17 protein-coding genes are annotated in these 12,638 nt (G+C 72.4%); 7 read left to right on the forward strand and 10 right to left on the reverse strand.

Annotated features, from left to right (window positions below; all coding sequences use genetic code 11):
* Window positions 1-27 precede the first annotated feature (27 nt).
* Window positions 28-828: a hypothetical protein gene (locus tag ACFYO8_RS19340; RefSeq protein ID WP_354865409.1), complete on the forward strand. Its 801-nt coding sequence runs from the start codon at window positions 28-30 to the stop codon at window positions 826-828.
* 67 nt (window positions 829-895) lie between these two features.
* Here the strand turns inward: ACFYO8_RS19340 and ACFYO8_RS19345 are convergent, their stop codons facing one another.
* Entirely contained in the window at window positions 896-1,468 is a 573-nt protein-coding gene (locus ACFYO8_RS19345; protein WP_354865407.1) for a DUF3000 domain-containing protein, read from the reverse strand.
* 166 nt (window positions 1,469-1,634) lie between these two features.
* On the opposite strand from ACFYO8_RS19345, the gene hemE reads away from it, so the two are divergent.
* Genes hemE through hemQ form a run of 3 tightly spaced genes read left to right on the forward strand, consistent with a single transcriptional unit; the run spans window position 1,635 to window position 4,843 of the window.
* Entirely contained in the window at window positions 1,635-2,726 is a 1,092-nt protein-coding gene (gene hemE / locus ACFYO8_RS19350; RefSeq protein ID WP_354865405.1) for a uroporphyrinogen decarboxylase, read from the forward strand.
* A 9-nt stretch (window positions 2,727-2,735) separates the two neighbouring features.
* Window positions 2,736-4,145: a protoporphyrinogen oxidase gene (gene hemG / locus ACFYO8_RS19355; protein WP_354865403.1), complete on the forward strand. Its 1,410-nt coding sequence runs from the start codon at window positions 2,736-2,738 to the stop codon at window positions 4,143-4,145.
* Window positions 4,142-4,843 carry a hydrogen peroxide-dependent heme synthase gene (gene hemQ / locus ACFYO8_RS19360; protein ID WP_354865401.1) on the forward strand — a complete coding sequence of 234 codons (702 nt, stop codon included), beginning with the start codon at window positions 4,142-4,144 and terminating at the stop codon, window positions 4,841-4,843. Before hemG ends, hemQ begins: the two co-directional genes overlap by 4 nt.
* A gap of 65 nt (window positions 4,844-4,908) precedes the next feature.
* Here hemQ and ACFYO8_RS19365 read toward each other — a convergent pair whose 3' ends face one another.
* The 5 genes from ACFYO8_RS19365 to msrB all read right to left on the reverse strand — a co-directional run bounded on the left by ACFYO8_RS19365 (window position 4,909) and on the right by msrB (window position 8,355).
* The gene (locus tag ACFYO8_RS19365; protein ID WP_354865399.1) at window positions 4,909-6,021 is read right to left on the reverse strand and encodes a lytic polysaccharide monooxygenase; all 1,113 of its coding nucleotides are present in this window, start codon (window positions 6,019-6,021) and stop codon (window positions 4,909-4,911) included.
* Window positions 6,022-6,128: 107 nt separating this feature from the next.
* Window positions 6,129-6,572: a GNAT family N-acetyltransferase gene (locus tag ACFYO8_RS19370; protein WP_354865397.1), complete on the reverse strand. Its 444-nt coding sequence runs from the start codon at window positions 6,570-6,572 to the stop codon at window positions 6,129-6,131.
* Between the two features lie 74 nt (window positions 6,573-6,646).
* On the reverse strand, window positions 6,647-7,348 hold the full coding sequence (locus tag ACFYO8_RS19375) for a hypothetical protein (protein ID WP_354865395.1): 702 nt from the start codon (window positions 7,346-7,348) through the stop codon (window positions 6,647-6,649).
* A gap of 75 nt (window positions 7,349-7,423) precedes the next feature.
* The gene (locus ACFYO8_RS19380) at window positions 7,424-7,684 is read right to left on the reverse strand and encodes a Prokaryotic metallothionein (protein ID WP_354865393.1); all 261 of its coding nucleotides are present in this window, start codon (window positions 7,682-7,684) and stop codon (window positions 7,424-7,426) included.
* A 260-nt stretch (window positions 7,685-7,944) separates the two neighbouring features.
* A complete protein-coding gene (msrB, locus tag ACFYO8_RS19385) occupies window positions 7,945-8,355 on the reverse strand; it encodes a peptide-methionine (R)-S-oxide reductase MsrB (RefSeq protein ID WP_354865391.1) in 411 nt (136 codons plus the stop codon).
* Between the two features lie 47 nt (window positions 8,356-8,402).
* Here msrB and ligD point away from each other — a divergent pair, with 47 nt between their 5' ends.
* Window positions 8,403-9,428, forward strand: a complete 1,026-nt coding sequence (gene ligD / locus ACFYO8_RS19390) for a non-homologous end-joining DNA ligase (RefSeq protein WP_354865389.1) — start codon at window positions 8,403-8,405, stop codon at window positions 9,426-9,428.
* 12 nt (window positions 9,429-9,440) lie between these two features.
* On the opposite strand, the gene ACFYO8_RS19395 is transcribed toward ligD, so the two are convergent.
* From ACFYO8_RS19395 to ACFYO8_RS19405, 3 genes are read right to left on the reverse strand one after another with little or no spacing between them, the layout of a single operon-like run.
* Window positions 9,441-9,683, reverse strand: coding sequence for a hypothetical protein (locus ACFYO8_RS19395; RefSeq protein ID WP_387187491.1), 243 nt, complete (start codon window positions 9,681-9,683; stop codon window positions 9,441-9,443).
* Window positions 9,680-9,943: a DivIVA domain-containing protein gene (locus ACFYO8_RS19400; protein WP_354865385.1), complete on the reverse strand. Its 264-nt coding sequence runs from the start codon at window positions 9,941-9,943 to the stop codon at window positions 9,680-9,682. The genes ACFYO8_RS19395 and ACFYO8_RS19400 overlap by 4 nt, the downstream gene beginning before the upstream one ends.
* On the reverse strand, window positions 9,940-10,194 hold the full coding sequence (locus tag ACFYO8_RS19405) for a hypothetical protein (protein WP_354865383.1): 255 nt from the start codon (window positions 10,192-10,194) through the stop codon (window positions 9,940-9,942). The genes ACFYO8_RS19400 and ACFYO8_RS19405 overlap by 4 nt, the downstream gene beginning before the upstream one ends.
* A 202-nt stretch (window positions 10,195-10,396) precedes the next feature.
* Here ACFYO8_RS19405 and ACFYO8_RS19410 point away from each other — a divergent pair, with 202 nt between their 5' ends.
* Together ACFYO8_RS19410 and ACFYO8_RS19415 are read left to right on the forward strand one after the other, a co-directional pair.
* Window positions 10,397-11,278, forward strand: coding sequence for a helix-turn-helix transcriptional regulator (locus ACFYO8_RS19410; protein ID WP_354865381.1), 882 nt, complete (start codon window positions 10,397-10,399; stop codon window positions 11,276-11,278).
* Complete coding sequence (locus tag ACFYO8_RS19415) at window positions 11,268-11,465, forward strand: DUF397 domain-containing protein (RefSeq protein ID WP_354865379.1); 198 nt, start codon at window positions 11,268-11,270, stop codon at window positions 11,463-11,465. The genes ACFYO8_RS19410 and ACFYO8_RS19415 overlap by 11 nt, the downstream gene beginning before the upstream one ends.
* A gap of 50 nt (window positions 11,466-11,515) precedes the next feature.
* Here ACFYO8_RS19415 and ACFYO8_RS19420 read toward each other — a convergent pair whose 3' ends face one another.
* A complete protein-coding gene (locus tag ACFYO8_RS19420; RefSeq protein ID WP_387257374.1) occupies window positions 11,516-12,448 on the reverse strand; it encodes a type IIL restriction-modification enzyme MmeI in 933 nt (310 codons plus the stop codon).
* Between the last annotated feature and the right edge of the window lie 190 nt (window positions 12,449-12,638).

Below are 12,638 nucleotides of genomic sequence, written 5' to 3' on the forward strand. Positions count from 1 at the left end.
GGGGACCAGAACATCTGGAGGAACGACATGTCCTACCCACCGGCCGGGGGCGAGAACCCGCCCCCGGCGCCGGGGGGCACGGTCTACGGCAGCCCGTACGGCAGCCCGCCCGCGCCCCGGCAGCACGACCCGAACCAGCCCGCCCCGACCCTGCAACAGCCCGGCGTGCCGGACGGTCACGGGTACGCCGGATACCCGCCCGCGGCGCCGGGACAGCCGGGATACGCGCCGGGGCCTCCGCCGGCCCAGCCGATGTCGGCGCCGCCGGTCTCCGTGCCACCGGTCTCCGGGCCGGGCTACGCGCAGCCGATGTCGGTCCCACCCGCGTCGGCCCCGCCGTTCTCCGGCTCCGGCTTCGCGCCGCCGCCGATGTCCGGGCCGCCCGGCCCGTACGGCCCGGCCGGCCCCGCGCCGGCCGCGGGCGGTGGCCGGAGGTGGGCGCCGCTGGTGCTCGGCCTCGTCGCCGCGTTGCTGTTCGTCTTCGGCGGCGTCATGACGTTCCTGTACGTCTCGACGAACGGCGACCTGGACGAGTCGCGGCAGACGGTCAGCCAGCGCGACAGCACCATCTCGACGAACCAGCAGGAGATCGAGAAGCTCAAGGGTGAGCTGAAGACGGTCCAGGAGCGGCTGTCGGACACCCAGCAGGACCTGACCGGCACCAAGAACGACCGGGACGAGCAGGCCCGGCAGAAGAAGGTCATCGCGAACTGCCTGGACAAGCTGACCACCGCCATCGCCGCGGCGTCGCGTGGCGACCGGGCCGCTTTCGAGGCGGCCAGCAAGGGTCTGGACAAGATCTGCGACGAGGCCGAGAACTACCTCTGACCGGTGTCCACGTCGAGGCCGCCCCGGTTCGTCCGGGGCGGCCTTCGCGCATCCGGCCGGGAGGCGGTCAGGCGGCGCCGGCGGAGCGGCGGGTCGGCAGCGCGGTGACGCCGGGCGGCGGCAGGCCGGCCGTGGAGGCCAGCAACGTGCACCAGCCGAGCAGGTGCGGCCCCAGGTCGGCGCGAAGCGGCGTCCAGGAGGCGCGGATCTCGATGTCACCGGCCGCGGGCGGCCCGGCCAGCTCGCCGAAGCGGGTGGAGAGCGTCTGGGTGACGGTGCCGCCGATCGCCCGGTGTCCGGCGCCCTGCGCGTCGAGCGCGTCGGTCAGCCAGGTCCAGCCGACGCCGGGCAGCAGCGGGTCGCTGGCCAGGTCGACCTCCAGCTCGGCGGTGACGTACGTGACCAGCCGCAACGTGCCCTGCCACGCCTCGTGCCCGGCCGGGTCGTGCAGCAGGATCAGCCGGCCGGCGGCCACCTCGTCGTCGTCGCGCATCACCGCGGCGGAGAGCGCGAACGCGTACGGGGCCAGCCGCTGCGGTGCGCCGACCTCCTCCAGGACGATCTCCGGGCGGGGTGCCACCGATCGCAGCCCCGCGACCGCGCGTGCGAACGTTTCCGGGAGCGCGATCGGGGGGGCCATGCGGGCAGCCTATGCCGCGCTCACCGCGCGGCGCGCGACGGCGCGCCGGTGATCGACGGTTAAGCCCTCGCCTCACCGGAGGCGCCGGGCGGGGGCCCTTCCTTCTACGTCACAAATGCGGACGGTGAGCGCGGGTGCGCGCCGGGGGCGTGGCACGATTGCCGCGATGACCACCGACACCACGGGCACTGCCGCCCGAGACGGAGAACCCCGCCGCGGCGGGCCGGCCGACTCGCCCTTCGTCCGCGCCTGCCGGCGCGAGCCGGGCCCGCACACCCCGGTCTGGTTCATGCGCCAGGCCGGCCGGTCGCTGCCGGAGTACCGCGAGATCCGGGCGAACGTGCCGATGCTGGAATCCTGCCGCCGGCCCGAGCTGGTCACCGAGATCACGCTCCAGCCGGTGCGCCGGCACGGCGTGGACGCGGCGATCCTGTTCAGCGACATCGTGGTGCCGGTCGCCGCGGCCGGCGTCGACCTGGACATCGTGCCCGGCACCGGGCCGGTGGTGGCCGAGCCGATCCGCACCGCCGCCGACGTCGAGCGGATCACCCCGATCGGGCTCGACGACGTGTCGTACGTGGACGAGGCGGTCCGCCGGCTCGTCGTCGAGCTGGGCGACACCCCGCTGATCGGCTTCGCCGGCGCCCCGTTCACCCTGGCCAGCTACCTGGTCGAGGGCGGGCCGTCGCGGACGCACGCCAAGACCAAGGCGCTGATGTACGGCGACCCGGAGCTGTGGCACGCGCTGTGCGCGCGGCTGGCCGAGGTCACGTTGTCGTTCCTCCAGGTGCAGATCGACGCCGGGGTCTCCGCGGTGCAGTTGTTCGACTCGTGGGCCGGCACGCTCTCCGAGGCCGACTACCGCCGCTTCGTGCTGCCGCACTCGACGTACGTCCTGGGCGGGCTCGCCGACGCGGGTGTGCCGCGGATCCACTTCGGGGTGGGCACCGGCGAGCTGCTCGCCGCGATGGGCGAGGCCGGCGCCGACGTGGTGGGCGTGGACTGGCGTACTCCGCTGGACGTCGCCACCGGCCGGGTCGGGCCGGACAAGGCGGTGCAGGGCAACCTCGACCCGACGGTGCTGCTCGCCGGATGGCCGGTGGTGGAGGCCGAGGTGCGGCGCATCGTCGAGCAGGGCCGGGCCGCTCCCGGCCACGTGTTCAACCTCGGTCACGGCGTCCTGCCGGAGACCGACCCCGAGGTGCTGACCCGGGTGGTCGCGCTGGTGCACGAACTGACCGCGCGACCGGAGCGCTAGGAGGAGACAGTGGTGCGACCGTGGCGGGTGGCGATCGTCGGTGGCGGAATCACCGGGCTGGCCGCCGCCGTCCGGTTGCGCGACCTCGCTCCCGAGGACACCGAGATCACCGTGTACGAGCAGTCCGGCCGCCTCGGCGGCAAGCTTCACACAGGTGAGCTGGCCGGCGGGCCGGTCGAGTTCGGCGCGGAGTCGTTCCTGATGCGCGACCCGGCCGGTGGCGAGTCGGCGGCGGTGACGCTGACCCGCCGCCTCGGCCTGGGCGACTCGATCGTGCACCCGACCGTCGGGCAGGCGGCGCTGCTGGTCGACGGCACGTTGCGCCCGGTGCCGGGCGGCACGCTCGTCGGCGTACCCGGGGATCTGGACAAGGTGGCGGCGGTCGCGCCGCCGGCCGCGGACGCCGACCGCGACGCGGGCCGTCCGCTGCTGGCCGACGGCGAGGACACCTCGGTCGGCGAGCTGGTCCGCGAGCGCCTCGGTGACGCGGTGGTCGACCGGCTGGTCGACCCGATGCTCGGCGGCGTGTACGCCGGGCGGGCCGACGACCTGTCGCTGGTGGCCACGATGCCGGCGCTGGCCCGCGCGGCCCGCGTCGAGCACACGCTGGTCGGTGCGGTACGCGCCGCGCAGGCCGCGGCGCCGCGCGCGCCCGGCGCCCCGGTCTTCGGCACCCTCGCCGGTGGGCTGAGCACGCTGGTCGAGGCGGCGGCCACGGCGAGCGGGGCGACGATCCGCCGGGGCGCGGCGGTACGCGAGCTGCGCCGCACCCCGTCCGGCTGGCGGCTCACCGTCGGGCCGACCCGCGACGCCGAGCACGTCGAGGCGGACGCGGTGCTGCTCGGGGTGCCGGCCCGCCCGGCCGCCCGGCTGCTCGCCGCCGCCGCGCCCGAGGCGGCCGACACGATCGGCGCGCTCGACTACGCCAGCGTCGCCCTGATCACGCTGGCCCTGCCCGGCCCGGCCCTGCCGGAGATGTCCGGCTTCCTGGTGCCGGCCGGCGAGGGGCTGACGATCAAGGCGTCCACGTTCTTCACCACCAAGTGGGGGCACCTGCGGCGGACGGACGGGCTGGCGCTGGTGCGCGCCTCGGTGGGCCGGTACGGCGACGAGGCGTCGCTCCAGCTCACCGACGACGACCTGGCCGACGCGGTGCACCGGGAGCTGTCGGCGGTGCTCGGCGCGCCGCTGCCGGTCCCGGTGGCCCGGCACGTGCAGCGGTGGGGCGGCGCGTTGCCGCAGTACACGCCCGGGCACACCGCCCGGGTGGCGGCGGTCCGGGCGGCGCTGCGCGTCGCCTACCCGACGCTGGCAGTGGCCGGGGCCGGTTACGACGGCGTCGGCATCCCGGTGTGCGTCCGCTCCGGCGAGACGGCGGCCGAAGAGATCATCACGGCTCTGGAAGGATCGGCAGCATGACCGAGCAGACCAACGCGGCGCGGCTGCGGGAGCTCAACGAGACCATCCGCTACACCATGTGGTCGGTGTACCGGGCCAGCAGCCCGCTGCCGTCGCTGCGGGAGAACGTCGTCGACGAGGTCGAGTCGCTCTTCACCGAGCTGGCCGGCAAGGACGTCACCATCCGCGGCACGTACGACGTGGCCGGGCTGCGCGCCGATGCCGACCTGATGATCTGGTGGCACTCGTCGTCCAGCGACGCGCTCCAGGACGCGTACCTGCGGTTCCGCCGTACCACGCTGGGCCGGGCGCTCACCCCGGTCTGGTCGCAGATGGCGCTGCACCGCCCGGCCGAGTTCAACAAGAGCCACATCCCGGCGTTCCTGGCCGACGAGGAGCCGCGCGCCTACCTGTGCGTCTACCCGTTCGTGCGCTCGTACGAGTGGTACCTGCTGCCCGACGCCGAGCGGCGCGAGCTGCTGTCCGAGCACGGCAAGATGGCCCGCGGCTACCCGGACGTGCGGGCCAACACGGTGGCCTCGTTCGCGCTGGGCGACTACGAGTGGATGCTGGCGTTCGAGGCGGACGAGCTGCACCGGATCGTGGACCTGATGCGCGACCTGCGCGCATCAGGCGCGCGCCGGCACGTGCGGGAGGAGATCCCGTTCTACACCGGTCGCCGCCGGCCGGTCGCCGACATCGTCAACTGCCTGGTGTGAAAGGAAGGGGCCCCGCTCGACACCGGCGAAGGTGTCGAGCAGGGCCCCCGCCGGGGCGACAGCCGTCAGGCGGTCGTCGTGCAGGACAGGCTGGGCACCGGGTTCGACGCACCGGCCGAGCCGGTGAAGCCGAACGAGGTGCTGGCACCCGGTGCGAGCGAGCCGTTGTAGGCCACGTTCCGCGCTGTGACCAGCGTCCCGCTCGTGGTCACGTTGGCGTTCCACGCCGAGTTGACCTGCTGGCCGTTCTGGTAGTTCCAGCTCACCGACCAGCCGCGGGCAGGTGAACCGCTGCCGTTCGTCACCTTCACCTCGGCCTGGAAGCCGCCACCCCACGTACCGGTGATCGCGTACGTCGCGGTGCAGCCACCGGCCGGGTTCGGCGTGCTCGGCGGCGTGCTGGTCGGCGGGGTACTGGTGGGCGGGGTGCTGGTCGGCGGGGTGCTCGTCGGCGGGGTGCTGGTGGGCGGGGTGGTCGGGCCGGCCCCGCCGAAGTCCACGTCGCTGCACAGGTAGTAGGACTGGTCCAGGTGGCTGGCCTGCCAGATGGTGTAGACGATGTGCCGGCCGGTGCGGCCCGGCGCGTTCGCCGGGATCTGGATGGACACGCCGTCCACCTCGCGCGTCCACTGGCTGGCCGGGGTGTTGCCGATCTGGCCGACCAGTTCCAGGTCACTCCAGCGCAGCGGCGTGGTGAGCGCGTTGTAACCCTGCTTGGTCACGTACACCCGGATGTAGTCGGCGCCGTGGCTGGCCTGGTCGAAGAACTTGACCCGGAAGTTGTTGGTGACCGGCACCGTCTTCCACGCGCCGACGGTGTCGAGCGCGTTGTAGCGGCCGCTCTGGGTGCGGCCGCCGCTGCACAGCTGCCCGTCGGGAATGGCGCCCTGGTGGTTGCCGGCCACGCCCTCACGGAACAGGCCGTTCCAGTTCCACATGGCGTTCGGGTCGGCCTGCCACGCCTGCCAGCACATCGGGTCCTGGGTCGCCATGGCCGGGTTCTGGAAGTCGCCGCCCCAGCGCTGCCAGCAGCTGTAGGCGCGCGAGGCCGGGTCGACAACCGACCCGTGCGCCGAGGCCGGGCCGGAGAACGCGGTGGTGAGCAGCGCCGCCACCACCGCGCAGACGGCGAGGATCGCCGCCGCGAGCGGTAAGGGGCGGCGGTACGGAGTGGACATGGAAAGCCTCCGGGATGGGGTGTCGGTGCACGACGCCCGGACTGTCGGGAGTTGCCCTCTCCCGCGTGGCGGCTCCGCCCGCACGCTGCCACAAAAAGCGACAAACGTCAATTAGTCGGATCGCGGCGCATCGGTGTGTGCGGGATGCCGTCCTCGACGTAGCCGGGACCGCTCTCGGTGAAGCCGAACCCGGCGTAGAAGCCGACCAGGTGCGTCTGCGCGTCCAGCACGCACTGCCGGTCACCCACCACCACGAGCGCCTCGGTCATCAGCGCGCCGGCCAGGCCCGCGCCGCGGGCCGCCGGCGCCACCACCACCCGCCCGATCCGCGCCACGCCGCCGGGGTCGGCCAGGATCCGCAGGTACGCGACCACGGCGCCGTCGCGGCTCAGCCACAGGTGGCGGGTGTCGGGCTCGACGTCCCGGCCGTCCAGTTCCGGGTACGGGCAGGACTGCTCGACCACGAACACGTCGACGCGCAGCCGGAGCAGGTCGTGGAAGGTGCGGGCGTCCAGGTCGGCGAAGCTTGCCAGGTGGGACTCGACGGGCATCGGCCCAGGTTAGGCGGCCCGTCTCCGGCCGGTCGTGCTCCCCCTGGCGCGACTCATCGGCCCGGCGTGCCGGTTCAGTCCTTCGACGTGCGCAGCCCGGTGGCGGTGGCGGTGACGGCACGCTCGAACCAGGTGCCGGTGCCGGCCGCCGAGCGGGTCCAGACCGCGACGCACTGGGTCACCCGGCCCCGGTGCAGGCAGCCGTAGCGGTGCGGGAAGCGGGCGCCGTCGGGCACCGTCATGGTCGCCGACACCACCCGGCCCGGCACGCCCAGCCCGGCGGGCAGGTCCGCTGCGGTGTGGCCGGCAGTCACCTGGCCGTCCTCCTCGTCGCGCTCGCACGCCTCCAGCACGCCGAAGATCTGCCGTACCGCGTCCGCGGCGGCCGCCTCGTCCGGGTAGACCACGGTCTCCTGGGCGATCTCGACGAACTCGGCGGCCGGGGTTCCCTGCGGCGTGACGAAGACTCGGGTGGACACGACCAGCCGCCGGTCGAGCAGGGGCAGCGGGCGACCGCACACGACACCGTCGGAATCGAGCCGCTCACTGGCGTGCTCGGGTTCCTCGGCCAGGCCGGCCAGGCTGCCGGTCGCGGCGTACCGGTCGCGCAGCGCCGCGGCGGCGCCGCCGTCGGTGGGCGAGGGCGCGGCGAGCGCCGGATCGGGGGCGGTCGTGGCGCCCGGCTCGGGGCCGGTCGTGGCGCCCGGCTCGGTGGCGGGAGAGCAGCCCGCGAGGACGGCGACGAGTGCCGCCGCGATGATCAACCGTCGGGTCACGGAGGGATGTTAGTCAGAAATCGACTCGGACGGTGTCCCCGGAGCGCGGCCCCCCCTGGGCGTGGCCGCCGCGCGTCAGGCGGGGCGGGCGCCGACCGCGTCGCGTACCTCGGCGCCCTGCTCGCCCTCGACGGCGCGGGCGCAGTGGGCGCAGCAGAAGAAGCGCCCGGCGACCTCGACGCCGTGCCCGACGATCTTGATCTGGCAGTGCTCGCAGATCGGCGCCATCTTGTGCACCGCGCACTCGAAGCAGTCGAACGTGTGCCGCGACCCGTCTACCGTGCGCACCTCGAACGCCATCCAGTAGTCGTTGCCGCAAACCTCGCAGGTAGCCATACGAAAACCCCCGAAAACGGACGTGTCATCCGAGGGTTGCGCAGGCGGCACCCCGGAGCAACCGGAACCGGCGAACCTGATCCGGCCCCACGGCGTGTCGCTCCCGGCGTGTCGCGCGTTGACTCCGGTGACCGCCGAAACTCAACGGATGGGAGCCCGGCCGGCGCGCGCTGGTGCCGCGCCGCGTCGGCACCCGTACCGTGACGGTCCGGCTCGGCCCGGGGGAGTACCGCTTCCGCCACCTCGCCACCGGCGGGCCGTCAGCTCGCGCCGGGCTCCAGGCGCACCGAGATCGAGTTGACGCAGTGCCGGGTGTCCTTGGGGGTGAAGCCCTCACCCTCGAAGACGTGCCCGAGATGGCTGTCGCAGCGCGCGCAGCGGATCTCCACCCGCCGCATCCCGAGCGTGTTGTCCGGGATCTCCTTGACCGCGCCCGGGATGGCGTCGTCGAAGCTCGGCCAGCCGCAGTGCGAGTCGAACTTGTCGTCGCTGCGGAACAGCTCCAGCCCGCAGGCCCGGCAGTGGTAGACGCCGGGGGTCTTGGTGTCGACGTACTCACCGGTCCAGGGCGCCTCGGTGCCGGCCTGACGGAGCACCCGGAACTCCTCGGGGCTCAGCCGCACGCGCCACTCGTCCTCGGTACGGGGCAGTTCGCTCTCGGAAAGACTCACCGTTCCACGGTACGTCGGCTGTCGGTGGCATCGCATATGGTCGCGTAATGGCGGGCAGGAGCGCGGTCGAGGAGATCGAGGTGGCCGGGCACCCGGTGCGGCTGAGCAGCCCCGACCGGGTGATCTTCCCCCAGCGCGGCTTCACCAAGGCCGACGTCTTCCGCTACTACCTTGCCGTCGGCGAGGGGATCATGCGCGCCCTGCGCGACCGGCCCACCACGCTCCAGCGCTTCCCCGACGGCGTCGAGGGGGAGATGTTCTTCCAGAAGCGGGTGCCGCAGCGGGGCGTGCCGCCGTGGGTCCGCACCGCGCGGATCGCCTTCCCCAGCGGCCGCCCGGCCGACGAGCTGTGCCCGGCCGACCTGGCGCACGTGGCCTGGGCGGCGCAGATGGGCACCGTGGTCTTCCACCCGTGGCCGGTGCGCGCCGCCGACACCGACCGGCCCGACGAGCTGCGCGTCGACCTCGACCCGCAGCCCGGCACCGACTTCGCCGACGCGGTGACCGCCGCCGGTGAGCTGCGCGGGCTGCTCGACGAGCTGGGCGTGCCCGGCTGGCCGAAGACCTCCGGGGGCCGGGGCGTGCACGTCTACCTGCGCATCCAGCCGCGCTGGACGTTCGTGGAGGTGCGCCGGGCCACCATCGCGCTGGCCCGCGAGCTGGAACGCCGCCGGCCCGAGCTGGTCACCACCGCCTGGTGGAAGGAGGAGCGGGGCGAGCGGGTCTTCGTCGACTTCAACCAGATGGCACGCGACCGCACCATCGCCTGCGCATACTCGCTGCGCGCCAACGCGCGCGCCACCGTCTCCACACCCGTCGACTGGGACGAGCTGCCGGAGGTCGACCCGGACGACTTCCACCTGGGCACGGTGCCCGCCCGCTTCGCCGAGCGCGGCGACCCGCACGCCGGCATCGACGACGCCCCGTGGGACATCACACCCCTGCTGGAGTGGGCCGAGCGGGACGCCGCCGACGGGCTGGGCGACATGCCTTATCCACCGGAATACCCGAAGATGCCCGGCGAGCCGAAGCGGGTCCAGCCCTCGAAGGACCGCGACCGCCCGCGCCCCTGACGCGCGTCGCGCTCACGCCGCGCACGGGCCGCCGTGGTCGTTGCGGCGCCCGCACCGGCCGGCGCCGTCGAGCCGGGCGTCGCACCAGACCCGGGTACGCGCGAACTGGCTGTCCTCCTCACTCATCGTGGTCTCGCCGAAGTCGATGACCGTGACGTGGCCGAGCGAGTCGCGGAGGGCCACCGCGAGGGCGCCTGCCTCGTCGGCGCCGGTCAGCGTGGTGGGCAGGTGGAGGACCCACCGTGGCGCGGTCATTCCGGCCATCCGCCGGGCGGCGCGTCGGGGTCACGGTGGCGGCAGGCGCGATGCTTGGACTGCCACTGCCGCAGCGCCTGGCGGACGCGCTCGGCCTCCGTCCGCGTGGTGACCAGCTCACGGCTCAGCCGGTCGAGTTCGTCGGCGACCCGGTCGAGGTGGTCGCGTACCTGGGTCGGGTCGAAGCCCCGCCAGCGCCTGTCGAAGTAGGCGGCGCGGACGTGGTGCGGCAGCAGGCGTTCCCCGGTCACGTAGATCACCGCACGGGTGCCGTCTGCTCGGCGACCAGCGCGTGGATCTGCCGGTCGGTGAGCCCGCGCAGGTCGAGCACCCGCCGGCCCCAGCGGTGCAGCCGGCACGGGTGGGGTGCCCGGTCGTTGCGGCAGCGTGGACCCTCGGGCCACTGCTCGGGCGCGTGCACGGTGATCGCCCGGATCGCGAAGGTGACATCCTCGGCGGTGACGTAGGGCGGAAGCGGAATGTCGCCGAGGATACGATCGATCGAGTCCATGACTCTCCTTTGTGGATCAGTGCCGGGTGCGGGGACGGATACCGGGATGAGGTTTCGGGGAAAGGCATCCGTCCCCGCGAACCCGCCGCGTCTCCGGCGGGCACCACAATGGTCAATTCACCTCTGGCCCGAGGCAATATTTCGCGGCAGAATGCAGACCAAGGGATGAGGTGCCTTACGCGACAACACCGAAGGAGATGACGTGGACGACTCGGGAAGCACCGTCCCGCGTAGGCAGCTCGGCAGATATCTGAGAGAACTTCGCGAAGGCGCGCACGTCACGGTGACAGCGGCGGCAAAGGAGCTGGAATGGTCGGCGCCCCGGATCTGGCGTTACGAAACGGGCCAGGTGCCGATGCACCCGAACGACGTGGAAGCCATGTGCCGCGTTTACGGCGCGTCGCGAGAAACCATCGAGACCATGCGCGCCCTGGCCCGGGAAACCAAGGCGCACGGTTGGTGGCACAGCTACGGGGAGGCAATCAAGGATTGGTTCAAGCTGTACGTGGGTCTGGAAGCTGCCGCGACGAAGATCCGCCACTACGAAACGAATCTTGTGCCGGGTCTGTTGCAAACGGTCGAGTACATGACCGAGGTCATCGCCACCGACAGCCCGCAGTTGAGTGAGCACGAGCGGCAGGCCAAGGCTGAGGTTCGACTGCGGCGGCAGCGATTGCTGGCGCGCACGGTGCCCCGGGCTCCCTATCTCGATGTGATCCTCAACGAGGCGGTGCTCCGTCGACCGCTGCGCGACCGGTCCGCGATGGGTAGGCAACTCGATGCCCTGGTGGTGGCGAGCCAGCAGTACAACATCCGGATTCGGGTGCTCCCACTGAGTGCTGGGCTCTACCGCTGGGCCGCGGCGGGAACCTTCACGATGCTCGACTTCCCGACCGAGGTGCGTGAGCCGGAGCCGACCACCATCTACATGGACGGCCCGTGCGGTGCCGCCTACCTTGACAAGGCCCACGAGATCCAGACCTACGAGGACGCCTGGCGCTCGCTCGGTGAGCGAGCGCTCGACGCGGGCGGGTCCCGTGAGCTGATGACGACGATCGCTAAGGAGATGACCGATGGGACGTGACGGGGTCTGGCGCAAGTCATCCCGATCCGGCGGTGAGGGCAACTGTGTCGAGGTGGCCGGATTCGCCGACGCGGTCGGCGTGCGGGACACCAAGGACCGGCAAGGGCCAACGCTGAGCTTCGACCCAGCGGCGTGGACCCGGTTCGTCGGGGCGGTTCGCGCGGGCCTGCTGAACGACCGGGCCTGAGTCGTGACGGCGGGTGGTGTCGGCGCACCGGTACCACCCGCCGCTCATGCTCACGCGACGGGCAGGCCGAGTTGCTGCGCGATCGACTGGCCGTCCCGTCCGGCGAACGGGTCGTAAGGGCGCTGGCCGGCGACGATCTCGGCGTTGAGCGCCATCAGTCGGCGGCTGATCTCGTCCTTGTCCTGGGCGATCGACTTCGGCCAGCCGTAGCAGGCGGCCACCGCCTCGTCCAGGTCACGATGCAGCTTCTTCAGGTCGGCGTAGGCGCCGTCATCGACCAGGTTGTAGAGCCGGGTCAGGCCGATCTGTTCCTCCGCGCAGATCTCCCGGCGGCGGGCGATCATCCGTCGGCTCGCCTCGGCGACCCGCTCCCGCTGCTCGTCGGTCACCGGATAGGGCCACGGGAACGGCAGGAACGCCGACGTGGGCGTGTATCGGAGGCGGTCTTCAAGAGTCGATGACTGGGACCGCGCAAAGGCGCTGTGGGTGAACGACGACAGCACTCCCATCGAGTAGTCGTCATCGAACGCGAACACGTAGACCAAGTCGCTCGGGCAGGTCCACGCGTCACACCAGGTCAAGAGCAGTCGTTTTCCGACCCTTCCCGCGCCAATGTAGCGAGGCAGGCCCGATAGGGCGTCACGGACCGCTGTGTACGGCCTGCCGAAGCGCCACCAGTTCTCCCGTCGGAAACGGTCCCTGTTCGTTTCGCGTACCGGTTTGACCCGCTCTCGAACAATCTTGATCGCGGCTGGATACTTCATGGCCAGTTCCAGCGGACGATGACCGAAGTCGATGATCCACCGGCCCGGACGCTGCTCCGGGTGGTCGGCGATGTCCTCGCCGATGAGGTAAGGACGGACAACTTCTCGATAATCGGCGTCCGTGGCGACGAGAAGGGCCTTGGCTTCGGCATCGCTGAGGATGAACCCCTCACCGACCGGCGTCATGCCCTGGAAACAGCGCCCCTTGTTGGCCGGCAAGGCAGGGGCGTCGCCAGTGGACTGCTCGGGGGGTCGAAGCTCGGCCGTGATGCCGCTTACCGATTTGTTGTCCAGCGTGAACTCGGTGGGCGGCTCAGGGCCCCGGCAAAGTCGTCAGGTGACGCCGAGGAGTGCCAGTGGGCGGGTGCTGTCGCGGGCGTGATGGCGGGTGCCGGCGGCGATGTTGGTG

The sequence above is a fragment of the Micromonospora sp. NPDC005257 genome (assembly GCF_042872445.1).
Lineage (GTDB): Bacteria > Actinomycetota > Actinomycetes > Mycobacteriales > Micromonosporaceae > Micromonospora.

Bases quoted from the DNA above. Each gene is read 5' to 3' on its own strand.
- ACFYO8_RS19415 (WP_354865379.1), top strand. From the start codon at position 11,268: ATGGGACGTGACGGGGTCTGGCGCAAGTCATCCCGATCCGGCGGTGAG.
- hemQ (WP_354865401.1), top strand. From the start codon at position 4,142: ATGACCGAGCAGACCAACGCGGCGCGGCTGCGGGAGCTCAACGAGACC.
- ligD (WP_354865389.1), top strand. From the start codon at position 8,403: ATGGCGGGCAGGAGCGCGGTCGAGGAGATCGAGGTGGCCGGGCACCCG.
- ACFYO8_RS19345 (WP_354865407.1), bottom strand. From the start codon at position 1,468: ATGGCCCCCCCGATCGCGCTCCCGGAAACGTTCGCACGCGCGGTCGCG.
- ACFYO8_RS19380 (WP_354865393.1), bottom strand. From the start codon at position 7,684: ATGGCTACCTGCGAGGTTTGCGGCAACGACTACTGGATGGCGTTCGAG.
- ACFYO8_RS19405 (WP_354865383.1), bottom strand. From the start codon at position 10,194: ATGGACTCGATCGATCGTATCCTCGGCGACATTCCGCTTCCGCCCTAC.
- hemE (WP_354865405.1), top strand. From the start codon at position 1,635: ATGACCACCGACACCACGGGCACTGCCGCCCGAGACGGAGAACCCCGC.
- ACFYO8_RS19365 (WP_354865399.1), bottom strand. From the start codon at position 6,021: ATGTCCACTCCGTACCGCCGCCCCTTACCGCTCGCGGCGGCGATCCTC.
- ACFYO8_RS19370 (WP_354865397.1), bottom strand. From the start codon at position 6,572: ATGCCCGTCGAGTCCCACCTGGCAAGCTTCGCCGACCTGGACGCCCGC.
- ACFYO8_RS19340 (WP_354865409.1), top strand. From the start codon at position 28: ATGTCCTACCCACCGGCCGGGGGCGAGAACCCGCCCCCGGCGCCGGGG.
- ACFYO8_RS19395 (WP_387187491.1), bottom strand. From the start codon at position 9,683: ATGACCGCGCCACGGTGGGTCCTCCACCTGCCCACCACGCTGACCGGC.